This is a genomic window from Maricaulis sp. (genome assembly GCF_017642925.1).
Taxonomy (GTDB): Bacteria; Pseudomonadota; Alphaproteobacteria; order Caulobacterales; family Maricaulaceae; genus Maricaulis.
The window spans coordinates 41,788-63,889 of sequence record NZ_JAEPOL010000017.1; the positions used below are offsets into that span (position 1 = coordinate 41,788).

The window sequence follows — 22,102 nt, forward strand, 5'->3', positions numbered from 1 at the left end:
TCAGGGTGACGATTTGTGGACCGGGATGACAAGCGCCTGTGAGGCCAATAGAAGTGGCGGGAAGAATCCCCTTCAAGGAGCCCCGCCATGTCCGACGCCTTTTTCGCCGATCTTCGTGCCGAGCTGGAAAACATCGAGGCCGACGGGCTCTACAAGCGTGAGCGGATCATCACCTCGCAGCAGTTTTCCGAGATCGATGTGCGGGCGAATGGCGATGAGAGCCATGTCATCAATTTCTGCGCCAACAACTATCTCGGCCTGGCCAACCGGCCGGAGCTGATCGAGGCGGCGAAGACTACGCTGGACAGTCATGGTTTCGGCGTGGCCTCGGTGCGCTTCATCTGCGGCACCCAGGATCTGCACAAGCAGCTGGAAGCGAAGATCGCCGGGTTTACCGGCTGCGAGGACGCCATCCTCTACGCGGCGGCTTTCGACGCGAATGGCGGCGTGTTCGAACCGCTGCTGGGGCCGGAGGATGCGATCATCTCCGACGCGCTGAACCATGCCTCCATCATCGACGGTGTGCGCCTGTGCAAGGCGAAGCGCTATCGCTATGCCAATTCGGACATGGCCGATCTGGAGACCCAGCTGAAACAGGCCCGGGCCGATGGCGCGCGCCACATCCTGATCGTCACCGACGGCGTGTTTTCCATGGACGGCTATATCGCCAATTTGCCGGAGATCGTGCGGCTGGCGAAACAGTATGACGCGCTGACCATGGTGGATGATTGCCACGCGCACGGCTTCATGGGCGCGAAGGGACGCGGCACGCCGGAGCATTGCGGCGTTTTCGGCGAGATCGACATCATCACCGGCACGCTGGGCAAGGCGCTGGGCGGAGCGATGGGCGGCTTCACCGCGGCGCGCAAGGAAATCGTCGACATGCTGCGCCAGCGCTCGCGGCCCTATCTCTTCTCCAACTCGCTGGCACCGGCCATTGCGGGGGCCTCGCTGAAGGCGCTCGACATGGTGGCCGAGGGCGACGATCTGCGCGCGCGCCTGTTCGACAATGCCAAGCGCTTCCGTGCGGGTATGAGCGCGGCCGGTTTCGATCTCCTGCCGGGCGAGCATCCGATCATCCCGGTGATGCTGGGCGATGCGAAACTGGCCCAGGAGATGGCGGCGAAACTGATGGAGGAGGGCGTCTATGTGATCGGCTTCTTCTATCCCGTCGTGCCCAAGGGCAAGGCCCGCATCCGCACCCAGATGTCCGCCGCCCACACGCCGGAGATGATCGACCGCGCCGTCGCCGCCTTCACCAAGGTGGGCAAGGCGATGGGCGTGATCTAGCATTCTGTTGTAGCGGTTTTTGGGGTGGAACATGGGCGAGAAAGATGTCCTCTTGGAGGAGTACAAGGTTACTGAAGCCCAGATACAGTCATACGACGCGTTTATCGTGCAGATAAAGAATTGGGCCGTTGTTTCTGTTACAGCAATTTTGGCTGTTGCTATGCAAGCAAAGGAGCCTGCAATTATTGTTCTTGCTTTTTTGGCGGTTATCGCGTTCTGGTATTGCGCTGGCGTTTATAAAACTTTTCAGAATCATTATATTATGAGGTCTAGAGATATAGCCGTTAGAATTGACGGAAAAGATGAGTTCGAAGACTTTTCAGGATACAGTGATAGAGACCCGCTAAAATTTGGAGTCAGTCCGTATTTTAAAATTTATGAGAGCAAGAATTTTGTAGTTAAAATTATCATGGCTGTGCAGCAAATGTACAGGATAAGCTTGTCAGCTCTTTTTGGTTTTGTATTTTTTGTTTGTGTTGTTGCGTTTTTCTTTCTGGATTTATTAATTGTCGAAAGCTCTTCGAGTACGACGGAATTCACGATAACCGGTCCCGGAAATGTCCAGATCGAGCGTATTGACCCGCCCGAATAGATCTGACCCCGGATTCCCGGCTCGCCATTCCCTCCCGGATTCGGCGGGGCGCAATCCCTCTAATTCCCTATGGGTTTTCCGGCTAACGTCTTGGTGTTCAAGAGTTTAGCTGGAATGGAGGGACGTATGAAACTCAGTCTTCTTGCCGGCGGTGCCGCCATCCTTGCCGTGTCTGTCGGTGCCCTGATGTGGGGTCTGCCCCAGTATGGCGTCTGGCAGCAGGAACTGGCCGGCCGGGCCGAGCTGGTCCGCGCCGAGCAGAACCGCCGTATCGCCGTGCTGGAGGCCCAGGCGCGCCTGGAGGCCGAGGAGCTGAATGCCCAGGCCGAGATTGCGCGCGCCCATGGTGTCGCCGAGGCCAATGCCATCGTGGCTGAAGGTCTGGGCGGTCCGGAAGGCTATCTGCGCTATCTGTGGATCCAGTCGCTGGGCGAGAACGGCCAGGATGTGATCTACATCCCGACCGAGGCCGGCTTGCCGATCCTGGAAGCCAGCCGTCACCTGGCCGAATAGGCCGGACACGCCGGTACCGTTGCAGCGGTGCCGGCGTCTTGCTGAGGGGACGGGCGCCGCCGGTTTCCCGCTGCCCCTTTGCCCGAATGGCGCTAGTATCGTCCGGCAGTTTCGCCTTTGTGGCGAAATCCTGCATCCGAATGATCGCTTGGGGGCATCACACGGGTAACGGTGACACAGGGGACCGATATGACGGATACCAGCGAAATTCGCGCCAGCAGCGCCCGTCCTTCCGACGAGATGCTGCCCTTCCTCAATAATTTCCACGACATCTTCACCACGCTCGGCGTACTGATCCTGCTGGGCGGGCTCGGCGTCGGCGCCGGCCAGGTGATGGCCGGGCTCGACATGGCCGAGGGCAGCCAGGCCTGGCAGAACATATTGATGGCATTGATCGGCGGTATCGCCGTGTTCGCCTGGTTCCTGTCCGCCCTTCTGGTCGGCAAACAGCGCCGCATTCTGCCCGGCATCGTGCTGTCGGGCGTGTTCGGTGTTGCGACAGCCATCGTTCTGGTCTGGGGCTATGCCCAGTTCCTGATCCACGTCACGGGCATTTCCGAAAGCAGTTTCGAGCTGGGCAGCGAGAGCGCCGAAAACATGGCCTTCGGCCGTGAAGCGGTGATGGCGGTCGTTTCGCAGATCCCGCTTTCGGTGCGCGTCATGCCGGTCGTGTTCGGCCTCGCCTTCGTGCTGCCGATGATGGCCTATTACCGCGTCTATCGCCTGCCGTTTGCCGGCGGTCTGGTCGGTGCCGGCACGGTGATGACGGCCGTGCTGACCCTGCTCGTCATCGAGCCCTATACGGCCATCGTCTGGATGCCGGCGATCAATGTCGCCGCCGGTGCGGCCCTGCTGCTGGCGGGGATAATGTTCGACGCCCGCGACCCGGGCCGTGAAACGCGCCTGTCCGGCACGGCCTTCTGGCTCCATTTCTTCGCGGCGCCGATCCTGCTGGGCGCCGTGCTCAACATGGCGCAGGTCGGCCTCACGCTCGGCGAAAGCGATTTCGCGAACCCTGACGCGATCAATTTGTTTGCCGCGCTGGCGGCTGACAGTGCCGAGGCGATGCGCCTCGCGGTGACGGCCCTGGTGGTGATCGGCCTGTTTGCGCTGGTCTCGCTGCTGATCAACCGGCGCGCGCTGATTGTCTCCGGCCTGGTGACCGCGGGCGTGTCGATCGGCGTCATCGTCAATTCGACCGATCTGGGTGCCGGCGTCGTGGTCGCCGTGACGCTGCTGGTGCTGGGCGGGATCGTTGTCCTGCTGGGCGCGGCCTGGAACCCGGTGCGCCGGATCCTGCTGCTGCCCATCCCGCAGGACGGCCCCCTCGGCCGCATCTTCCCGCCGGTCAGCGCCGCCGAAGGCTGACCGCCTGCGTCGAAAACGAAACGAGGCCGCCCAGCCTGACCGCGGGGCGGCCTTTTCTTTTGCCCGGTCTTGATGACGGCCAGGCATTTACGCCGTTGCCGGGAACACCGATCATGGCCTTCGCAGCGGGAGGCGAGAGGGCATGACCCACGATACGGACGCCATCATCATCGGGGCCGGGGCTGTCGGGCTGGCCTGTGCCTATGCCCTGGTCCAGCGCGGCTTCGAGACGATCGTGCTGGAGAAGCAGAAGGCGATCGGGCAGGGCGTCTCCTCGCGCAATTCCGAGGTGATCCATGGCGGGCTCTACTATCCCACGGGTTCGCTGAAGGCGCGGCTGTGCGTCGAGGGGCGCCGCAAGCTCTATGACTTCCTCGCCAGCCATCATGTGGCGCATGAACGCTGCGGCAAGCTGGTCGTGGCGACCGAGCCGCACGAGATCGAGCGGCTGGATGCCATCTTCGACCAGGCCGCAGCGAATGGTGTGGAGGGCATGCAGCGCCTGACCGGCGCCGAGGCGCGGGCGCTGGAGCCGGGCTTGAGAGCCGAGGCAGCGCTGCTCTCGCAGACCAGCGGCGTGATGGATGCCCATGGCTATATGGACGCGCTGGCCGGCGAGATTTCTGCCCAGGGCGGGGCGATTGCCGTCAACACACCGTTCGCCGGCGCCCGGCCGCTGGAGGGCGGCGGTTTTGCGATCCGCACCGGCGGGGATCATGCGACCGAGGTGACGGCGCGCCATCTGGTGATCGCGGCAGGACTCGGCGCCCAGGCGGCGGCCGAGACGGTGGAGACCTATCCGGCCGGCGCGATCCCGCCGCTGCATCTGGGCAAGGGCGTCTATTTCACCATGGCCGGCAAGGCGCCGTTCCGGCATCTCGTCTATCCGCTGCCCATTCCCGGCGCGCTGGGCACGCATTACCGCCGCGATCTGGGCGGGCAGGCGCGGTTCGGGCCGGACCTGGAATTCGTCGCGACCGAGGATTACAGCGCCGACCCGGCCCGCGGCGCGGCTTTCTACGCCACGATCCGCCGCTTCTGGCCGGACCTGCCCGACGGTGCTCTCGTGCCCGACTATGCCGGTATCCGCCCCAAACTGCACGGGCCCGGCGAACCCCATCCGGACTGGCGCATCGCTGGCACCGGGCAGCACGGCATGAAAGGCCTCGTTACGCTGTTCGGCATTGAAAGCCCCGGCCTCACGGCCTCGCTCGCCATCGGCGAGCATGTTGCGGGGATGCTGGCGGGGTAGCCGCAGAACCGGCAGCCCTGTCATCCCGGATGAATGCCCGGCCTCGGGCCGGGCGCAGGTCCGGGACCCATAATCCGGGTTCACGCCTGACAGACTCCGCTATCGAACCCGCTTTTGGCCAATATCGAGTCTATGGCTCCCGGCCCTGCGGCCCGCCTTCGCGGGCCATCCCGCCGGGATGACAAAATTTTGAGCGGCAAACGCAGTCCTTGTCGCGGCGCTGCGTTCATGGCCAAATCCTGCCGGGGAAGGGGAGGCAGACATGACACCATCGCGTTGGGCCTTCGGGCTTTGCATCCTGTTTGCGCTGGCAACGACCCTGCTGACGCTGGCCTTCGGTACACCGCCGGAGCCGGCCGTGCCGCTGCATTCCGGTTTCAGCACGCCCATCCTGGCCCTGGAATTCGCCACGCAGGTGACACATCTCGACTTCCTGCAGGGCGAGGCCGGAGCGGAGATGCGCGATTATATCCGGCACGTGCAGTTCATCGATGTCTTCTTCCCCATCGCCTATGCGGGCATGGCCGCCTGCCTCTTTCTGGGCATGGCGATGCGGGGAAATATCTTCGCCGTTCTCGGCGTTGGCCTGGCCGTGGCGACCATCGTTGCGGACTGGCAGGAAAACGCCACGATCGACGATATTCTCGACGAGATCGAGAACCCGCATTGCAACGCCCAGACCGTGCCGGAGGATCAGGGCGGCGATCCGGTCCTGCGCGACTGTCTGTCGGACGAGGTGTTCGAGAATGCCCCGCCGGCGCTGGAACTGGCCTCTTTCGTGTTCGACAGCTTCCTGCCGATCCGGATCGAATTCCTGCGCGAGGACACCTGGATCAAATGGGCGCTGATGGCGACCTATGCGGTGCTGCTGTCGGCCCTGTTATGGTTCTCCGGCCGGCCGGTCTGGCATGAGTGGCGGCGCTGGCTGGCGGTGCCGCCTGCATTGGCCGCCTTCGCCATCTGCCTCACATGGCTGACCGGTTCGAACGGCCATGTCGCGGAAATCATGAGCATACTGCTCATTCCATTCATGCTCACTTTTCCCGCCGCCGCGGTGATGTATTTTCTCGCCAAGCCCAAAGGGTCCCGCAAGACGGGCACCCGCTAGCAAAGGTCGAGGAAAAGCCATGAAAGCCCTGGTCAAGGCCAAGCCGGAAGAAGGCATCTGGATGGACGACGTGCCGATGCCCAAGATCGGCCCGGACGACGTGCTGATCCGCATCACCAAGACCGCCATCTGCGGCACCGACATCCACATCTATAACTGGGATGACTGGGCCGCGAAGAATGTGCCGACACCGATGGTGGTGGGCCATGAATATGCCGGCGAGATCGTTGAGGTCGGCGGCAATGTGACCCGCGTGAAAGTGGGCCAGCGTGTCTCCGGCGAGGGCCATGTTGTCGGCGCCACCTCGCGCGCGGCGCGGGCAGGCCGTTTCCACCTCGACCCCGACACGCGCGGCGTCGGCGTGAACATTCCCGGCGCCTTTGCCGAATACATGAAACTGCCGGCCTTCAATGTCGTGCCGCTGCCCGAAGAAGTGCCCGACGAGATGGGCGCCATTCTCGACCCGCTGGGCAATGCCGTGCACACGGCGCTGCAGTTCGACCTGATCGGCGAGGATGTGCTGATCACCGGGGCCGGCCCGATCGGCATCATGGCGGCGGCCATCGCCCGCCATGTCGGTGCGCGCCATGTCGTGCTGACCGACATCAATACGCACCGTCTCCACCTGGCCAGCCAGGTCGCGCCGAATATCCGCACGGTCGACGTCTCGAAGGAAGACCTGCGCGATGTCCGCAAGGCGCTGAAGATGACCGAAGGCTTTGATGTCGGCCTGGAAATGTCCGGCGCGCCGCAGGCTTTCGGCTCGATGCTCAACAATATGGTGATGGGCGGCAAGATCGCGATGCTCGGCCTGCCGTCCAAGCCGATCGAGGTGGATTTCGGCCAGCTCGTCCTCAAGGCGATCACGCTGAAAGGCGTTTATGGCCGCGAGATGTTCGAGACCTGGTACAAGATGATCGCCATGCTCGAAAGCGGTCTGGACGTCTCGCGCATCATCACCCACCGCTATGCCGCCGACGAATTCCAGAAGGGTTTCGACGCCATGCGTGCCGGCAAGTCGGGCAAGGTGGTCCTGGACTGGAGCTGATCATGGGTGCCGAAAAACGCGTGCCGCTGGAAGGGTTTGTCGAGTATGCGCCCGAGGACATGTCGTCCCGGGTTGCGGCCTTCACGGAAAATCTGCGCCGTCGCCGCACGGTGCGCGATTATTCCGATCGTCCGGTCGATCGCGCGATCGTCGAACAGGCCATCCTGGCCGCCGGATCGGCGCCGTCGGGTGCCAATCACCAGCCCTGGCATTTCGTCGTTCTGACCGACGCCGAGCGCCGCAAGGCGCTGCGCGAAGCGGCCGAGGCGGAGGAGCGGGCCTTCTATGCCGGCAAGGCGTCGGAGGAATGGCTCGAGGCGCTCGCGCCGCTGGGCACGGATGCCGACAAGCCGTTTCTCGAGACCGCGCCCGTGCTGATCGCGGTCTTCGCCCAGAAGCGCGGCGGCGAACGCGCGGGTCAGGACAAGAAGAATTACTATATCAATGAGAGCGTCGGCATTGCCTGCGGTTTCCTGCTGGCGGCGCTGCACGAGGCGGGCCTGGTGACGCTCACCCACACGCCCAACCCGATGCGTTTCCTCAACGAGGTCTGCGAACGCCCGGTGACCGAAAAGCCCTACATGCTGATCGTCGGCGGCTATCCGGCCGAAGGTGCCACCGTGCCGGAACACGCGCTGGTGAAGAAGTCCCTGGACGAGATCACGACCTGGTTGTGAGTTTTCTCCTCCAGACAACACGCATTTTTCCCGGCCACCCGCTTTCGCGGGCGCAGGCTTCAGCCTGCGGAGACAGGGTGGAGATCCGGGACCCAGAGGACGAGCGATGAGCCCGGTATCTCGTCGGTCGGTCCCGGCGCTGCGTCCCGCCTGCGCGGGACATCCAGCCGGGAAAAATGCCTTGTGGATTGATGGGGATCGGGCGGCATGACTGCCGACCCGCGAACCCCCAAAAAACAGAGCGCCCGGATCGGGGGAGGATCCGGGCGCCAGATTTGCCGACCAACCGTTATCTGATCGGGGCGCTTTTGCCAGGGAAACCGGGAGTGAGGGAACCGGTTTCCCGTTTCGGGGTTGGGGGAACCCTAGGCCCGCATGCGCCGGCGGATTGCCGTGAAGGACCAGATCAGTGCGACCACCCAGCCGATCACCGTCCAGCCCAGAAGCAGGTTGGTGAGGAAGATCGCAAAGGTGTTGTCGTGACCGCGCAAGAGCGCGATCAGCGTCGGCAGGAACATCAGCAGCAAGGCGATGATGCCGAACTCCGCTCCACCCATCATGACGATCTCCATCTCCGTTTCCACTTCATATCGAATTTCGATATGAATGTATGAGCGCCCCCGGAAGAGCGCAATAGCGGGGAAGGGGGGATTGGACGGATTTTCGTCCCGCCTCTCTTTGGAGGCCTCGGGAATGTCCGGGAACCGGCTCTGTCAGGCGGTCCGCAGCGCCCGTTCCGCACGCGGCGGGCGGCCGAACTGGCGGCTGTATTCGCGCGAGAACTGGGTCGGGCTTTCATAGCCGATGGCAAAGGCGATGGCCGAGACGCTCTCGGCGGTGTCGGTCAGCCGGCGGCGGGCCTCCATCAGGCGCAGCGTCTTCTGGTATTGCAGCGGCGTCGTGCCGGTCAGGCTGCGGAAATGCTCGTGAAAGGCCGAGGCGCTCATGCCGGCCTCGCGCGCCAGATCGGCAACGGGCAGGGCATTGTCGAACTCGCGGCGGATACGCCCGATGGCGCGGGCGATCCGGCTGGCATGACTGTCAGGCCGGGTCAGGCTGGCGAGGAGCGGCGCCTCCGGGCTGCGCAGCAGGCGATAGTGGATTTCCCGGACCGTCAGCGGCGCCAGGACAGGCAGATCGTCCGGCTGCTCGTGCAGGCGGTAAAGACGCGCCATCGCATCGACAAGGGCCGGGTCGGCGGTGGTCACCGTCATCGCGGAGCAGCGATACTCCGTGCGCGGTGGCGGCAGCGCGTCCTCTGGCAGTCCGGCCATGAGTTCGCGCAGCAGCGCGATATCGATCTCCAGGCCCAGCGAGAGATAGGGCGCGCCGGCACTGGCCGTGACAATGCGGGCCGTTGTCGGCAGGTCGAGGCCGACGATCAGGGTCTGGCCGGCGGCAAAGGTGAGCGCGGTATCGCCCATCACGGTCTGCTTGGCACCCTGCAGGACCAGGCAGAAAATCGGGCGGTAGTCGACGACATCGAGCGGCGTCGGCGCCCGGCTGCGCACCAGGCTGAGACCGGGCACACCGGTCGGGTTCGGCTGGGTGTCAAAGCCCATACGGTCGGCATGCCGGGTCATGTCGCGCTTCAGGCTGTCGAGATCGGTCATGCATGGCTCCTGCCGGTATGGACTACGCGCGGGTACCTCGCCGCGCAAGTCGGGCGAGCCGGGGTTCCGGAGGATCGGGCAGGTTTTCCGGAGCATGCGGCAGGCCGGGCATCGGTGCGGCCGCTAGATGAGGGGCGTCTTGAACACCGGAGCCTTTCCCATGACCCAATCAACCACCCCCATCGCCCTGATCACCGGCGGCAGCCGCGGGCTGGGCCGCAATACCGCCCTTCATCTGGCCCGCAAGGGCGTCGATGTCATCCTGACCTGGCGCGGCAATCGCGCGGAGGCGGAAAGCGCCATGGCCGAGATCGAGGCGCTGGGAGGCCGGGCGGCGATCCTGCAGCTCGACACCGGCGACATTGCCAGCTTCGCCGGCTTTGCCGAGGCTGTGAAATCCGTCCTGGCCGAGGGCTGGCAGCGCGACCGGATCGACTTCCTGGTCAACAATGCCGGACATGGCGTCTACAAGCCCTTCGCCGAAGTCACCGAGGCCGAGTTCGACGGGCTGGTGAATGTCCACTTCAAGGGCGTCTTCTTCCTCACCCAGACGCTCCTGCCGCTGATCCGCGATGGCGGGCATGTGGTGAATGTCTCGTCGGGCCTGACCCGCATCACGCTGCCCGGCTTTGCCGCCTATGCCGCGATGAAGGGCGCAATCGAGGCGCTGACCCGCTACCAGGCCCGTGAACTGGGCGAGCGGGGGATCCGCGTGAATGTGGTCGCGCCCGGCGCGATCGAGACGGATTTCGGTGGCGGCATGGTGCGTGACAATGCGCAGATGAATGCCGAAATCGCCTCGGTGACGGCGCTGGGCCGGGTCGGCCAGCCCGACGATATCGGCGGCGCGATCTCCAGCCTTCTGACCGGCGATTTCGGCTGGCTGACGGCGCAGAGGATCGAGGTCTCCGGCGGCCAGGCACTGTGACCTCAAATGCGAACGCCCGCCCCCGGGAGGGGCGGGCGTCAGTCATTCCGTTGCTACAGACAGAGACCGGTCAGGCGTCGACCGTCGGGAATTCGTAGTCCTTGTAGATTTCCCGCAGCTTGGTCTTGAGGATCTTGCCGGTGGCGCCGATCGGCATCTCGTCGATGAACTCCACCGCATCCGGCACCCACCATTTGGGCACCTGGCCGCGCAGATAGTCCAGGATCGACTCGGCGTTCGGCGTGACACCCGGCTTGGGTTGCACGACGAGGAGCGGGCGTTCCTGCCATTTCGGGTGCGGCATGCCCACGGCGGCAGCCATGGCGACATCCGGATGACCCATGGCGGCGTTTTCCAGATCGATCGAGGAAATCCATTCCCCGCCGGTCTTGATCACGTCCTTGGAGCGGTCGGTGATGGTCATGTAGCCATCGCCGTCGAGATAGGCGACATCGCCGGTCCTGAACCAGCCATCCTCGGTGAAGCTGTCGGCACCGGCGCCGCGATAATAGGCCGAAGCGATCCACGGACCGCGTACCTGCACATGACCGGAGGACTTGCCGTCCCAGGGCAGTTCCTTGCCTTCATCGTCGACGATCCGCATGCCGACACCGAAGACGAGACGGCCCTGTTTGAGCTTGATCTTGATCTGCTCTTCGCGGTCCAGCGCGTCGTGCTTGGGCAGGGATGCATTGACCGTGCCCAGCGGGCTCATCTCGGTCATGCCCCAGCCCTGCTGCATGACGACGTCATACTTGTCCTCATAGGCGCGCAGCAGCGCTTCGGGCAGGGCCGAGCCGCCGATCAGCACGCGCTCGATCGAGTCGATGCGCTTGCCTTCCTGTTCAAGATAGTTGAGCAGGCCAAGCCACACCGTCGGCACGCCGGCGACATAATTGACCTTCTCGCCCTCGATCAGCTCGTGAATGCTCTGCCCGTCCATCTGTGCGCCGGGCATGACCAGCTTGGCGCCGTTCATCGGCGCGGCATAGGGGATGCCCCAGGCATTGACGTGGAACATCGGCACCACCGGCAGCAGCGTGCCGCGCGCGCCGACGCCGATCACGTCCGAAGCCGAGCAGGCCATGGCGTGCAGCACGTTGGAACGGTGGGAATAGAGGACGCCCTTGGGGTCGCCCGTCGTTCCGGACGTGTAGCACAGGCCGGCGGCGGTGTACTCGTCGAACACCGGCCAGTCGAAATCGGACGATTGCTCGGCGATCAGTTCCTCATAAGTCTTGCACTTGGTCTTGACCGCATCGGCGTGCGACTTGTCGGTCATCAGCACCCAGTTCTTCACCGACTTGCACATCTTCGAGATGCCGTCGACGATCGGTGCGAACTGCTTGTCGAAGAAGACTGCCTTAGCCTGGGCGTGTTCCAGCATCCACACGATCTGCTTGGGATCGAGACGCGGATTGACCGTGTGAACCACGGCGCCCATGCCGGAAATGCCGTAATAGAGCTCGAAATGGCGATGCGAGTTCCAGGCGATGGTGGCGACGCGGTCACCCTCGCGAATCTTCAGCTTCTTCCTGAGCGCATTCGCCAGCTGTTTTGTACGCTCATGTGCTTGGGCATAGGTCTCGCGATGAATCTCGCCCGTCTCCGGCAGGCGTGTCACGATCTCCTGGCCGCCATGGCATTTGGCCGCGTGGACAAGAATGTCCGAAATCATCAACGGACAATCCATCATGTGTGCGCGGAATGTCATGCTCTCTCCCCTTAACTGGTCAACCGTTGCGTTGTTGTGGTGTTTTTCCCATCAAACGAATTCCCGGGCTGCGGCGCAATCCCTTTGCTCAATCGATGTGAATTGCCTATGGGGTCCTGACGGCTTTCGCCAGCCAAATCTGCGTCTCATACCGGGAGAGTTCCGATGTCCAGCCCGCTGACCCCGCCGTCCTATTCCGATATCGCCGACGCAGCGGAACGCCTGGCGGGACATGCGGTCCGAACGCCCTTGTTGCGCAATGACGTGCTGGACGAGCGCACCGGCGCGCGGGTGTTCGTGAAGGCGGAATGCCTGCAGCGCACGGGCTCGTTCAAGTTCCGCGGCGCGTTCAACCGCATTTCGCGCATGGATTCAGACGAAAAGACGCGCGGCGTCATGGCCTACTCCTCGGGCAATCACGCCCAGGGTGTTGCCGCGGCAGCGCGGATCAACGGCACGACGGCCAAGATCCTGATGCCGGCCGATGCGCCGCGCTCGAAGGTCGAGGGGGTGAAGTTCTGGGGCGGCGAGGTCGTGGAATACGATCGCGGCACCCAGAATCGCGAGGAGATGGGCCGCGCCATTGCCGAGGCCGAGGGCCGCGTCCTGGTGCCGCCCTATGAAGACCCCTTCATCATCGCCGGCCAGGGCACAGCCGCGCTGGAAGCCAGCGAACAGATGGCCGAAGCCGGGGCCGTGCCGGATATCGTGATCTGTCCGGCTGGCGGTGGCGGTCTGATTGCCGGCACCGGCATGGCGATGCTGCACCACCACCCGTCAGTCCAGGTGTGGGCGGCCGAACCGGTCGGGTTCGACGATTTCCGCCGCTCGCTCGCCAGCGGCCAGCGCGAAGTGAATGAGCGGCTGACAGGTTCGGTCTGCGACGCGATCATCACGCCGACACCGGGCGAGCTGACCTGGTCGATCAATTCCGGCCAGCTGGCGGGCGGTGCGGCTGTCAGCGATGACGAGGCCCTGGCCGCCGTGGCCTTTGCGTGGCGGCATCTGAAGATCGTGGTGGAACCCGGCGGTGCGGTGGCCCTGGCGGCTGTGCTGACCGGCCGCGTCGAGACGCGCGGCAAGACGGTGTGCGTCATTGCCAGCGGCGGCAATGTCGACCGCGCCATGTTCACCCGCGCCCTGGAAAGCCTCTAGGCAACAGCCGGCGCCGTAGCGCCGGCCTTCACCTGCGAGCCTTTACCTAGCGATCCGATTCGTCGGCCTGCTGGTAATTCTCGTCCTCGAGCCCGGGCTCGTCACCGGGTTCGGAGCCCTCGTCGTCAAGGCCGGTTTTACCGGGTTCGAGTTCATCCGTCTCCACATTCACCGGCCGGGCCATACCCGCCTCGTCCGTGAAGATCAGGACCGGTTCGGAACCGCGGCGCAGGTCTTCCTCGATCAGCAGCGGCACGGCCGCGTCATTGTCGAGACGCGAGCGATAGACCTGCAGATTCTCCATCACGCGCTGAACGTAATTGCGGGTCTCGGAGAAGGGGATGCTTTCCACCCAGTCGACCGGATCGACATCGGGGTCGCGCGGATCGCCATAATCCTGGATCCAGCGGCGGGCGCGGTGGGCGCCGGCATTATAGGCCGCCAGCGCCAGCACATAGGACCCGTCGAAATCCTCCACCACGTCGGCCAGGTGATGCATGCCGAGGGTGAGATTATAGTCCAGATCGTCGGTCAGCCAGCTGAAGCGATAAGGCACGCCGACCTGGCGTGCCGTCTGCCGCGCGGTGGCCGGCATCATCTGCATCATGCCGCGGGCACCGGCGCCGGACACGGCGTGCTGTCCGAACTCGGTCTCCTGGCGGATGATCGAGTGGGTCAGGGCGTCCTCGGGACGCAGGGCTGCGCTCTGGGGCAGGGTGATCGTGGGATAGGCGCTTTGCGGCAGGATGATGCCGCGCTGGCGGGCGGCCTTCGCGGCGCGCACCGACTGGCGCATGTAAAGATATTCGCTCGCCAGACGCGCCAGCAGCACGGATTCCGCCGGATCGGTCAGCTGGTCGTCGAGGCGGTAGGACAGCAGGCGGAAATAATATTCCTCATTCTGCTCGGCCAGAAGACGCATCGCCCGCACCAGCGGCCGCGCTTCAAAGCGCACGCGGGTCGCTTCGTCCGGCTCCGGCTCGCGCTCCAGCGCCATGACGCCGCCACCGGAGGCATCCGGCAGCTGGGCCAGGGCCAGCTGGCCATAGAAGGCGGTCGAGTGTTCGCCGGCTTCGGCATAATAGGCGGCGGCTTCCTCGTGGCGGCCAAGCGCATCGGCAGCACGGGCCATCCAGTAGGAACCGCGCGAGCGTGAGACCGGCGTGGAAACATTGTCCCGCAGATGCGTGAAGTGGGCGAGGGCCTCTTCCGGGCGGTCCAGGTGAACCAGGGCAAGCCAGCCGGCGACGAATTCGGCATCGGCGAAATCTGCGCCTTCGCTCATGCCGTGGGCACGGGCGAGGGCATAGGCTGTCTCGTAATCGCGATCGCGCACCAGGTTGAGGATCATGAGCTTGCGCTCGGTCCACATCAGTTCCAGCGCATCGGTGTTGCCGTAGCTGTCCGGCAATTGCAGCAGCAGCGGCAGCGTCGTGTCGGTCAGGCCCGCGCGGCGGCGCCAGCGGGCGCGTTCGAACACCAGTCCGGCATCGTTCGACAGCGAGGCGGGCACGCGGTCGACAGCGCGGTCGACACCGCTCTGGCGGCCGGCGAGGCGCAGGCGGGCGTCGGCCAGGTCGTGATTATTGCCCGACAGAAGCGGCAGGACCCGGCGCGCTGCGGTGCGCTGGTTCGACCAGATCAGATAGTCGATACGCGCCATGTGATCGTCTTCGGTGAAGAGATCGCGATGGGCCTGATAGGTCTCGCTCTGCACCGAAAGCGGCAGGAATTCATGGCGCCAGGTCTCGCGCAGCAGGGCTTCGCCTTCCTCGACGCGGCCGGTCTCGATCAGCGCTTCGGCATATTCGACCGCACCGCGGCCGGTGGTCGGCGGATTGTTCTCGAACCAGGTGATGATGAAGGGCGCGGTCATGCCGCTTTCATCGATCTTGGATTCGGCCTCCGAGCGGATGAAGCTGTCGCGCGGCCAGTTGTCCAGCTCGTTCAGGGCCATGTCGAGCTCGAGGAAGCTCGCGCGGGCATCGCCCAGGGCGATGCGCCAAAGCAGGACATCGCGGGCCGAAGTGTCGGTGAGTTCGTCGCGGATCTCGCGCACGCGCATCCAGTCCTCATCATCGGCCGCGTCGAGACCGCGCTGGAAGCGCGTGAAATCGGCGTCCGAGAGGTATTGCGAGAAATTCACCGGATCCGGCCGCATGCGCGGCGTGGGAATCTGGGCAGAGGCCGGCACGGCAAGGGCAATGAGTGCCAGCGCGGAAAGGCAACGAGCGATCATGGATCGTAGGACACTTTCTGACCGAATAGGCATGACATCATCGCTGCAAGACCGGCTCACTGTCCAGACTTGACAACAAGACTTGGCCGTTTCTGTGCCCGCCGATATGGTCGCGCGCTCGTTTTTCGGTTTCCGGGATTGAAACATGTTCAAAGGGTCCATCACTGCGCTGGTCACGCCGTTCAAGAATGGTGCCGTCGACGAGGCGGCCGTTGCCGCGCTGGCCGAACGCCAGATCGAGGCCGGTTCGCACGGCCTGGTGCCCTGCGGAACGACCGGCGAGAACGCGACGCTGACCTTCGAGGAGCATATGCGGGTCGTCGAGATCGTCGTCGAGACGGCGCGCGGCCGCGTCCCGGTGATCGCCGGCACGGGCTCGAACAACACCGCCGTCGCGATCCAGAACCAGATCCGTGCGAAGGAACTCGGTGCCGATGCCGGCCTGATTGCCGCGCCTTACTACAACAAGCCGAATGCCGAAGGCCTGTACCAGCACTACAAGGCGATCAACGACGCCATCGATCTGCCGATCGTCGTCTACAATGTGCCGGGCCGGACCGTCATCGACATCCAGGCCGATACCGTGGCCCGTATCGCGACGCTGGAACATGTCGTCGGTATCAAGGATGCCACGGGCGATGTCGCCCGCGTGACCCAGCATCGCCGTCTGATCGGGACGGATTTCGTGCAGCTGTCCGGCGATGACCCGACGGCGCTGGGCTATAATGCGACGGGCGGTGTCGGTGCGATTTCTGTCACCTCGAATGTGGCGCCGGCCCTGTGCGCGCAGTTCCAGGCCGCCACGCTGTCCGGTGACTGGGACATGGCCCGCGAAATCAATGACAGGCTGCTGCCGCTGCATCATGCCCTGTTCACCTCGGCCAGCCCCGGTCCGACCAAGTATGCGATGTCGCTGCTCGGCGTGATGAATACCGAACTGCGCCTGCCGCTGACCGAGCCGAACGAGGCGTCGAAGGCTGCAGTCCGTGAAGCAATGGTCATTGCCGGCCTTCTGGACGCTGCCTAGATGATGCGATCATGAGCAAACCCAAGACAGAGACCGGCGCCGTCGCCGTCAACCGGCGCGCCCGGTTCGACTACGAGATCGAGGAGACGTTTGAAGCCGGCCTGATGCTGATGGGTTCGGAGGTGAAATCCCTGCGCGAGGGCCGGGCCAATATTGCCGAGAGCTATGTCAGCCCGGAACGCGGCGAAATCTGGCTGGTCAATGCCGACATCCCGCCCTACGGCCCGGCGAACCGCTTTAATCACGAGCCGCGCCGCCATCGCAAACTCCTGCTCAAGCGCAACGAGATCGAGAAGCTGGCCGGTGCGGTGACCCGCGACGGGCGGACGATCATTCCGCTGCGTCTCTTCTTCAACAATCGCGGCATCGCCAAGCTCCAGATCGGCCTGGCCAAGGGCAAGAAGACCGTCGACAAGCGCGAAACGATCAAGCGCCGCGAATGGGACAAGCAGAAATCCCGCCTGATGAAGAATTACGGCTAGGCGCTTTGCGGGGTGCGACCCCGTTTCCCGGTGACAAGCAGATTGCGGCCAAGCACAATTGCGCAAAGCGCAGTGTTCGGGTTTGGCCGATGAACAGACGTCAGATCATGCTTGGCGGTGCTACCGCCGTTCTGGCCGGCGGTGTTGCCGCGACCTGGGGTGCCACGCGCACCGGATCGCTGGATGCCTACACCGATTACGTTCTGGCACAGCGTCAGCCCCTGACGGCTGGTGGTGCAGACCGGGAGCTTGTCCGCTACGCCACGCTCGCTGCCAACGGACACAATACCCAGCCCTGGCTGTTCAGGCGCGGCGAGGGCGGCGGGCTGTCGATCCGGCCCGATATGTCGCGCCGCACCCCCGTCGTGGATCCGGACGATCATCACCTCTATGCCAGCCTGGGCTGCGCGGCGGAAAACCTCGCCCTGGCAGCCTCGGCCCAGGGCCGCGGCGGCGAAATCCGGTTCGTGCCGGCAGAGGGTGAGGGCGCTCGTCTGGATTTCGTGCCGGGTCGCGCTTCCGACGGGCCAGAGGACATGATCGCGGCGATCCCGGAGCGCCAGTCGACCCGGAGCGAGTATGATGGGCGGCCGGTTTCCGCGGCGGACCTGACCGCGCTGGCCGAGGCGGCGCGGATGCCCGGCGTCGACATGGTGCTGATCACGGACCGGCCGGCATTGACGCAGGTCCGCGACCTGGTCGTGGCCGGCAATACCGCCCAGATCGCCGACCCGGCTTTTGTACGCGAGTTGAAAGACTGGCTCCGCTTTTCGCCGCGCCAGGCGCTGCAGCGGAATGACGGACTGTTCACGGCGGCCAGCGGAAACCCCGTCATGCCGGCCTGGCTGGGCGGCACGATGTTCGACCTGTTTTTCACCGCGGAGGCGGAAAACGAGAAATACGCCCGGCAGTTGGCGTCTTCGGCCGGAGTCGCGGTCTTCCTGGCCGAACGTGACGATCCGGAACACTGGGTCCGGGCCGGCCGGGCCTGCCAGCGCTTTGCCCTCAAGGCGACGGCCCTGGGATTGCGGCATGCCTTCATCAACCAGCCTGTCGAAGTCCCGGGCCTTCGCGACGACATGGCTCGGCTCGCCGGCATGCCCGGCCGCCGGCCCGATATCGTGATGCGTTTCGGGTACGGGCCGCTTTGGCCTTATTCACCACGGCGGCCGGTGGAGGCGGTGCTGACGGCCTAGCCCGCCACGCTTTCCGCCACCTCGACCGCGAAACGGTCCCGATAGGCCTGCGGGGTAATGCCCAGCTGGCGGGCAAAGCTGCGCCGCATGCGTTCGTCATTGCCGAACCCGGTGCGCATGGCGATGGTCTTGATGCTGACGCCGGGGTTTTCCAGCATGGCCCGGGCGGCCTCGACGCGCATCTGCTCGACGGCGCGGGCCGGCGTCATCCCGGTTTCCTCGGTATAGATCCGGGCGAAATTGCGCGGGCTCATGCCACTGCGATGGGCGAGGGCATCGACCCGCAGATCGGCCGTCAGATTGTCCTTCATCCAGAAATGCAGGGCGTCGAACTTGCCGGTTGCGGATTGTGTCTGCTGTTTCAGGGCTTCGGAGAATTGCGACTGGCCGCCGGGCCGTTTGACGTAGACCAGCATGTTGCGCGCCAGCTCCAGGGCGAGGTCGCGGCCGTGATCGGCCTCGACGAGTGCGAGGGCGAGGTCGATCCCGGCGGTGACGCCGGCTGAGGTCCAAACGCCTTCATCCTCGATGAAGATCGGGTCCGGATCGATGTCCGCCCTGGGGCAGATGCGGGCCAGATCGCTGCAGCGCTGCCAGTGGGTCACCGCGCGGCGGCCATCGAGCAATCCGGCCGCGCCCAGCAGGAAGGCGCCGGTGCAGGTCGAGGCGACCCGTCCGCATTTTTCCGCGGCGCGCTGGATACCGGCAACCAGGCGATTGTCGCGGCTGGCGACATAGACCCCGTCTCCGCCGCAGGCGATCAGGGTGTCACTGGTGTCCAGGCCGACGCCCGCGAGACGCCGTGTGTTCAGGGCGACCCCGGTATCGGTCGTCACCGGGCCGCCATACAGCGAGGCGAGGGTGGTGTTGTAGGCATCCCGGCCGAGGACCTCGTTGGCATCGGAAAACACCTGCAGCGGACCGGTCACGTCCAGCAGCTTGACCCGGTCATAGGTCAGGAAGGCGATGTGGCGTTCGATGTGTTCGGGCTTGGCAGGAAATGTGGGCATAACGTCATTTGTGCCATCGCTTCTTCGAAATATCAAATCGCAAAGCGACGCGGGAAGGAAGAGAGCGATGCAATCTGGGCGAATGGATACGGTCCTGAACGAGACCTGCCCCTGGTCGGGCAAGCCGGTGGCGGCCGACAGTCTGACGGATTATCGCGGACACACTGTCGGCTTCTGTAACCCCGGATGTCGCGACAAGTTCCGGGTGGCGCTGCAGTTTTTTGACGGCTTGATGGAGACACCGGCCGACGGTCCCAGCGAGAAGGTTAACAAAATATGAAACCTGTGGATAACTTGGCGGACGCCTCGCTCAACGCCTTGGTGCAAGCGGGTATCGGGACCGACCTGACGTGGGTCTCCGGACCGGTCGAGGCCGCCTTTTCTGCCATGGTTAACGGTCCGGTCGCCCCCGCGGTGCCCGCAGGCACGATCGGCGAGCGTCTTTCGCGGATCGATCTGTCTGCCGGCGAGGGGCTGGAGCGTGCGGTCGGCGAAGCGGCGGCGCTGATGGCTGACGGCGATCTGCTTTCGGCACACGCCCGGTGCTTCGGCTATTTCAACCCGACCCCGGCCTGGCCGGGTGTGCTGGCCGACCTTCTCTCCGCCGTGCGCAATCCGCAGCTCTGCGTCGTCAGTCATGCGCCGGCCTCGGTGATGATGGAGCGCAAGCTGATTGCCTGGCTGAACCAGGCACTCGGCTTTCCGGCGTCTGCGACCGGTCATTTCACCTCCGGCGGTTCGGAAGCCAATGCGACGGGCCTGCAGGTGGCGCTGGCACGGCTGTTTCCCGGCTATGACACGGAGGGCGCCGCGGCCCTGCCGGGCCCGGCGCGCCTGTATGCGTCTGCCGACAGCCATCTGGCCTGGATCAAGCTGGCGCGGGCGGCGGGGCTCGGACGCAACGCGGTCTCGCTGATCCCAACGGACGGGGCCGGACGGCTCGATCCGGATGCCCTGCGCCGGACGATTTGCGACGACCGGGCCGCCGGTGCGGCGCCGGTGATGATCGCGGCTACGGCGGGTACCACGAATGCCGGCATGATCGATCCGCTGCACGCCTGTGCGGATATCGCCGCGGAGACAGACCTGCATCTTCATGTCGACGCGGCCTGGGCCGGGGCGTTGATTGTCGACGAAACCCGCCGCCCGCTGCTGGACGGGATCGAACGGGCCGACAGCGTGACCGTCGATGCCCATAAATGGCTGGCCGTGCCGATGGGGGCCGGCATGGTTTTCGTGCGCGATGCCGAGGCTCTGTCCCGCGCCTTCGCCGTGACAACCAGCTATATGCCCGCCGGCGACGGGGTGGATGCCTATGTGACCAGCTATCAGTGGTCGCGCCGTTTCATCGGTCTGCGGCTTTGGATGACGCTGCGCACGATCGGGGCCGCGGGATATCGCGCCATGTTCGATCGCCAGTTCGCGCTGGCCGATGCACTGCGTGACGGGCTCACGGCGCACGGCTGGAACATCCGGAACGCGTCGTCATTGCCGGTGGTGCTGTTCGAGGATCCCGAAGGCCGCGACAGCGCAGCACTCGCGGCCTGGCTGGAAGCCGACCGGCAGACCTGGCTGGGACATGTCGCGTTCGAAGGCCGGCCGGCGCTGCGGGCCTGTATCACCAGTTATCTGACCGGCCCCGATGATATCGAGGTCCTGCTCGATCGTCTGGACGCGGCCCGGGCAGCGGTTCAGCCGGCGTCGAGATAGGCGCGGATATCGGCGAACACGCTGTCGAACATGGCTTCGGTGAGCCGGCCGGTATTCGTGTTGTAGCGCGAGCAGTGATAGCTGTCGAAGAGCTGCAGCGGGCCGTTGGGACCGTCCAGTCTCGCCCGGGCGCCATGGCCGAACGTGGCGTCCTTCATCTTGTGGCCGAGCGCGCGCAGCGTGTTGTCGTGCGAGATCTTGCCCAGGCAGAGAATGGCCTCGAGCCGCGGCAGGGCGGCGATCCGCGCGGTGAGGAAGGGGCGGCAGGCACTCGCCTCCGCGCCGACCGGCTTGTTCTCCGGCGGCACGCAGCGCACGGCATTGGTGATCATCGCATCGACAAGTGTCAGCCCGTCATCGGGCCGGCTGTCATAGGTGCCGCGGGTGAAGCCGAACTTGCCCAGCGTGGCGTAGAGCAGATCGCCCGCCCAGTCGCCGGTGAAGGGCCGGCCGGTGCGATTGGCGCCGCGCAGCCCGGGCGCCAGACCCACGACGAGCAGGCGTGCCTGCGGATCGCCGAAGGATTCAACCGGCGCATTGTGCCAGTCCGGATGATCGCGCGCGGTCGCTTCGCGGAAGGCGACGAGACGGGGGCAGAGCGGGCAGTCGAGCGGGGCTTCGGCCGGATAGGCTGCGCTCACGAACCGCCTCCGTTGCGCCCGATCATGCCTTCCAGGTCGGCCAGTTCGATGAAGGTGTCGGCCGCCCGGCGCAGATCGTCGGACACCATGGAGGGCTGGGTCTTCAGCGAGGAGACCACGCTCACCCGGGCGCCGCGGGACTGGGCGGCCTGGATGGCGCGCCGGAAATCGCCATCGCCGGAGAACAGGATGATGTGGTCGAGATAGCTGGCGGCCTCGATCATGTCGACGGCCAGCTCGATATCCATATCGCCCTTGATACGGCGGCGACCGCTTTCATCGGTGAACTCGCGCGCCGGCTTCGTGATCACGGAGAAGCCGTTATAGTCCAGCCAGTCGACGAGCGGGCGCAGCGGATTGTAGTCCTCTTGCTCGAGGAGGGCGGTGTAGTAATTGGCCCGGATCAGCTTGCCGCGCTTGCGGAATTCATCCAGCAGCCGCTTGAAGTCGATGTCGAAATCCAGCGCCTTGGTGGTGGAGAACAGGTTGGCGCCGTCGATGAAAAGACCGATGCGCTCGTCGGGATAAAATGCCATCTG

Annotated in this window: 22 protein-coding genes; 15 read left to right on the plus strand and 7 right to left on the minus strand. The window is 64.8% G+C overall.

Annotated elements, in window-relative coordinates; genetic code table 11:
- Positions 1–87: 87 nt before the first annotated feature.
- The 8 genes from JJ918_RS13610 to JJ918_RS13645 all read left to right on the plus strand — a co-directional run bounded on the left by JJ918_RS13610 (position 88) and on the right by JJ918_RS13645 (position 7,848).
- Positions 88–1,290 carry a glycine C-acetyltransferase gene (locus JJ918_RS13610; RefSeq protein WP_291888314.1) on the plus strand — a complete coding sequence of 401 codons (1,203 nt, stop codon included), beginning with the start codon at positions 88–90 and terminating at the stop codon, positions 1,288–1,290.
- 31 nt (positions 1,291–1,321) lie between these two features.
- Positions 1,322–1,882, plus strand: coding sequence for a hypothetical protein (locus JJ918_RS13615; protein WP_291888317.1), 561 nt, complete (start codon positions 1,322–1,324; stop codon positions 1,880–1,882).
- A gap of 126 nt (positions 1,883–2,008) precedes the next feature.
- Positions 2,009–2,395, plus strand: a complete 387-nt coding sequence (locus JJ918_RS13620; RefSeq protein ID WP_291888321.1) for a hypothetical protein — start codon at positions 2,009–2,011, stop codon at positions 2,393–2,395.
- 189 nt (positions 2,396–2,584) lie between these two features.
- Positions 2,585–3,763 carry a hypothetical protein gene (locus JJ918_RS13625; RefSeq protein WP_291888324.1) on the plus strand — a complete coding sequence of 393 codons (1,179 nt, stop codon included), beginning with the start codon at positions 2,585–2,587 and terminating at the stop codon, positions 3,761–3,763.
- A 142-nt stretch (positions 3,764–3,905) separates the two neighbouring features.
- Entirely contained in the window at positions 3,906–5,015 is a 1,110-nt protein-coding gene (locus tag JJ918_RS13630) for an NAD(P)/FAD-dependent oxidoreductase (protein WP_291888329.1), read from the plus strand.
- 262 nt (positions 5,016–5,277) lie between these two features.
- Positions 5,278–6,123 carry a hypothetical protein gene (locus tag JJ918_RS13635; RefSeq protein WP_291888332.1) on the plus strand — a complete coding sequence of 282 codons (846 nt, stop codon included), beginning with the start codon at positions 5,278–5,280 and terminating at the stop codon, positions 6,121–6,123.
- 19 nt (positions 6,124–6,142) lie between these two features.
- On the plus strand, positions 6,143–7,171 hold the full coding sequence (gene tdh / locus JJ918_RS13640; RefSeq protein WP_291888334.1) for an L-threonine 3-dehydrogenase: 1,029 nt from the start codon (positions 6,143–6,145) through the stop codon (positions 7,169–7,171).
- Between the two features lie 2 nt (positions 7,172–7,173).
- Positions 7,174–7,848: a nitroreductase family protein gene (locus JJ918_RS13645; RefSeq protein ID WP_291888336.1), complete on the plus strand. Its 675-nt coding sequence runs from the start codon at positions 7,174–7,176 to the stop codon at positions 7,846–7,848.
- A 365-nt stretch (positions 7,849–8,213) separates the two neighbouring features.
- Here JJ918_RS13645 and JJ918_RS13650 read toward each other — a convergent pair whose 3' ends face one another.
- Together JJ918_RS13650 and JJ918_RS13655 are read right to left on the minus strand one after the other, a co-directional pair.
- Positions 8,214–8,408: a superinfection immunity protein gene (locus tag JJ918_RS13650; RefSeq protein WP_291888338.1), complete on the minus strand. Its 195-nt coding sequence runs from the start codon at positions 8,406–8,408 to the stop codon at positions 8,214–8,216.
- 153 nt (positions 8,409–8,561) lie between these two features.
- Positions 8,562–9,461 carry an AraC family transcriptional regulator gene (locus tag JJ918_RS13655; protein ID WP_291888345.1) on the minus strand — a complete coding sequence of 300 codons (900 nt, stop codon included), beginning with the start codon at positions 9,459–9,461 and terminating at the stop codon, positions 8,562–8,564.
- Positions 9,462–9,621: 160 nt separating this feature from the next.
- Between JJ918_RS13655 and JJ918_RS13660 the strand changes: the two genes are divergently transcribed.
- Positions 9,622–10,389 (plus strand): SDR family oxidoreductase, encoded by a 768-nt coding sequence (locus JJ918_RS13660; RefSeq protein WP_291888347.1) that lies wholly within the window; start codon positions 9,622–9,624, stop codon positions 10,387–10,389.
- Between the two features lie 70 nt (positions 10,390–10,459).
- Here JJ918_RS13660 and JJ918_RS13665 read toward each other — a convergent pair whose 3' ends face one another.
- A complete protein-coding gene (locus JJ918_RS13665; protein WP_291888350.1) occupies positions 10,460–12,103 on the minus strand; it encodes a long-chain-fatty-acid--CoA ligase in 1,644 nt (547 codons plus the stop codon).
- Positions 12,104–12,268: 165 nt separating this feature from the next.
- Here JJ918_RS13665 and JJ918_RS13670 point away from each other — a divergent pair, with 165 nt between their 5' ends.
- Entirely contained in the window at positions 12,269–13,258 is a 990-nt protein-coding gene (locus JJ918_RS13670; protein WP_291888353.1) for a threonine/serine dehydratase, read from the plus strand.
- Positions 13,259–13,304: 46 nt separating this feature from the next.
- Here the strand turns inward: JJ918_RS13670 and JJ918_RS13675 are convergent, their stop codons facing one another.
- Entirely contained in the window at positions 13,305–15,497 is a 2,193-nt protein-coding gene (locus JJ918_RS13675) for a lytic transglycosylase domain-containing protein (RefSeq protein WP_291888356.1), read from the minus strand.
- A gap of 145 nt (positions 15,498–15,642) precedes the next feature.
- Here JJ918_RS13675 and dapA point away from each other — a divergent pair, with 145 nt between their 5' ends.
- The 3 genes from dapA (at position 15,643) to JJ918_RS13690 (ending at position 18,202) form a co-directional block, all read left to right on the plus strand.
- Positions 15,643–16,524, plus strand: a complete 882-nt coding sequence (gene dapA, locus JJ918_RS13680) for a 4-hydroxy-tetrahydrodipicolinate synthase (RefSeq protein WP_291888358.1) — start codon at positions 15,643–15,645, stop codon at positions 16,522–16,524.
- 11 nt (positions 16,525–16,535) lie between these two features.
- The gene (gene smpB / locus JJ918_RS13685) at positions 16,536–17,006 is read left to right on the plus strand and encodes an SsrA-binding protein SmpB (RefSeq protein WP_291888360.1); all 471 of its coding nucleotides are present in this window, start codon (positions 16,536–16,538) and stop codon (positions 17,004–17,006) included.
- An 89-nt stretch (positions 17,007–17,095) separates the two neighbouring features.
- Positions 17,096–18,202 carry a nitroreductase family protein gene (locus tag JJ918_RS13690; RefSeq protein ID WP_291888362.1) on the plus strand — a complete coding sequence of 369 codons (1,107 nt, stop codon included), beginning with the start codon at positions 17,096–17,098 and terminating at the stop codon, positions 18,200–18,202.
- Here the strand turns inward: JJ918_RS13690 and JJ918_RS13695 are convergent.
- Positions 18,199–19,212, minus strand: coding sequence for a GlxA family transcriptional regulator (locus tag JJ918_RS13695; protein WP_291888364.1), 1,014 nt, complete (start codon positions 19,210–19,212; stop codon positions 18,199–18,201). The genes JJ918_RS13690 and JJ918_RS13695 overlap by 4 nt on opposite strands.
- Positions 19,213–19,279: 67 nt before the next feature.
- Between JJ918_RS13695 and JJ918_RS13700 the strand changes: the two genes are divergently transcribed.
- Positions 19,280–19,492, plus strand: a complete 213-nt coding sequence (locus JJ918_RS13700; protein WP_291888367.1) for a glutathione S-transferase — start codon at positions 19,280–19,282, stop codon at positions 19,490–19,492.
- Positions 19,489–20,922, plus strand: coding sequence for a pyridoxal-dependent decarboxylase (locus JJ918_RS13705; RefSeq protein WP_291888370.1), 1,434 nt, complete (start codon positions 19,489–19,491; stop codon positions 20,920–20,922). Before JJ918_RS13700 ends, JJ918_RS13705 begins: the two co-directional genes overlap by 4 nt.
- Here the strand turns inward: JJ918_RS13705 and JJ918_RS13710 are convergent.
- Entirely contained in the window at positions 20,904–21,563 is a 660-nt protein-coding gene (locus JJ918_RS13710; RefSeq protein WP_291888375.1) for a uracil-DNA glycosylase, read from the minus strand. The genes JJ918_RS13705 and JJ918_RS13710 overlap by 19 nt on opposite strands.
- A complete protein-coding gene (locus JJ918_RS13715; RefSeq protein ID WP_291888378.1) occupies positions 21,560–22,099 on the minus strand; it encodes an NYN domain-containing protein in 540 nt (179 codons plus the stop codon). The genes JJ918_RS13710 and JJ918_RS13715 overlap by 4 nt, the downstream gene beginning before the upstream one ends.
- Positions 22,100–22,102: the final 3 nt, after the last annotated feature.

Bases quoted from the DNA above. Each gene is read 5' to 3' on its own strand.
- JJ918_RS13610 (WP_291888314.1), top strand. From the start codon at position 88: ATGTCCGACGCCTTTTTCGCCGATCTTCGTGCCGAGCTGGAAAACATC.
- JJ918_RS13615 (WP_291888317.1), top strand. From the start codon at position 1,322: ATGGGCGAGAAAGATGTCCTCTTGGAGGAGTACAAGGTTACTGAAGCC.
- JJ918_RS13620 (WP_291888321.1), top strand. From the start codon at position 2,009: ATGAAACTCAGTCTTCTTGCCGGCGGTGCCGCCATCCTTGCCGTGTCT.
- JJ918_RS13625 (WP_291888324.1), top strand. From the start codon at position 2,585: ATGACGGATACCAGCGAAATTCGCGCCAGCAGCGCCCGTCCTTCCGAC.
- JJ918_RS13630 (WP_291888329.1), top strand. From the start codon at position 3,906: ATGACCCACGATACGGACGCCATCATCATCGGGGCCGGGGCTGTCGGG.
- JJ918_RS13635 (WP_291888332.1), top strand. From the start codon at position 5,278: ATGACACCATCGCGTTGGGCCTTCGGGCTTTGCATCCTGTTTGCGCTG.
- tdh (WP_291888334.1), top strand. From the start codon at position 6,143: ATGAAAGCCCTGGTCAAGGCCAAGCCGGAAGAAGGCATCTGGATGGAC.
- JJ918_RS13645 (WP_291888336.1), top strand. From the start codon at position 7,174: ATGGGTGCCGAAAAACGCGTGCCGCTGGAAGGGTTTGTCGAGTATGCG.
- JJ918_RS13650 (WP_291888338.1), bottom strand. From the start codon at position 8,408: ATGATGGGTGGAGCGGAGTTCGGCATCATCGCCTTGCTGCTGATGTTC.
- JJ918_RS13655 (WP_291888345.1), bottom strand. From the start codon at position 9,461: ATGACCGATCTCGACAGCCTGAAGCGCGACATGACCCGGCATGCCGAC.
- JJ918_RS13660 (WP_291888347.1), top strand. From the start codon at position 9,622: ATGACCCAATCAACCACCCCCATCGCCCTGATCACCGGCGGCAGCCGC.
- JJ918_RS13665 (WP_291888350.1), bottom strand. From the start codon at position 12,103: ATGACATTCCGCGCACACATGATGGATTGTCCGTTGATGATTTCGGAC.
- JJ918_RS13670 (WP_291888353.1), top strand. From the start codon at position 12,269: ATGTCCAGCCCGCTGACCCCGCCGTCCTATTCCGATATCGCCGACGCA.
- JJ918_RS13675 (WP_291888356.1), bottom strand. From the start codon at position 15,497: ATGATCGCTCGTTGCCTTTCCGCGCTGGCACTCATTGCCCTTGCCGTG.
- dapA (WP_291888358.1), top strand. From the start codon at position 15,643: ATGTTCAAAGGGTCCATCACTGCGCTGGTCACGCCGTTCAAGAATGGT.
- smpB (WP_291888360.1), top strand. From the start codon at position 16,536: ATGAGCAAACCCAAGACAGAGACCGGCGCCGTCGCCGTCAACCGGCGC.
- JJ918_RS13690 (WP_291888362.1), top strand. From the start codon at position 17,096: ATGAACAGACGTCAGATCATGCTTGGCGGTGCTACCGCCGTTCTGGCC.
- JJ918_RS13695 (WP_291888364.1), bottom strand. From the start codon at position 19,212: ATGCCCACATTTCCTGCCAAGCCCGAACACATCGAACGCCACATCGCC.
- JJ918_RS13700 (WP_291888367.1), top strand. From the start codon at position 19,280: ATGCAATCTGGGCGAATGGATACGGTCCTGAACGAGACCTGCCCCTGG.
- JJ918_RS13705 (WP_291888370.1), top strand. From the start codon at position 19,489: ATGAAACCTGTGGATAACTTGGCGGACGCCTCGCTCAACGCCTTGGTG.
- JJ918_RS13715 (WP_291888378.1), bottom strand. From the start codon at position 22,099: ATGGCATTTTATCCCGACGAGCGCATCGGTCTTTTCATCGACGGCGCC.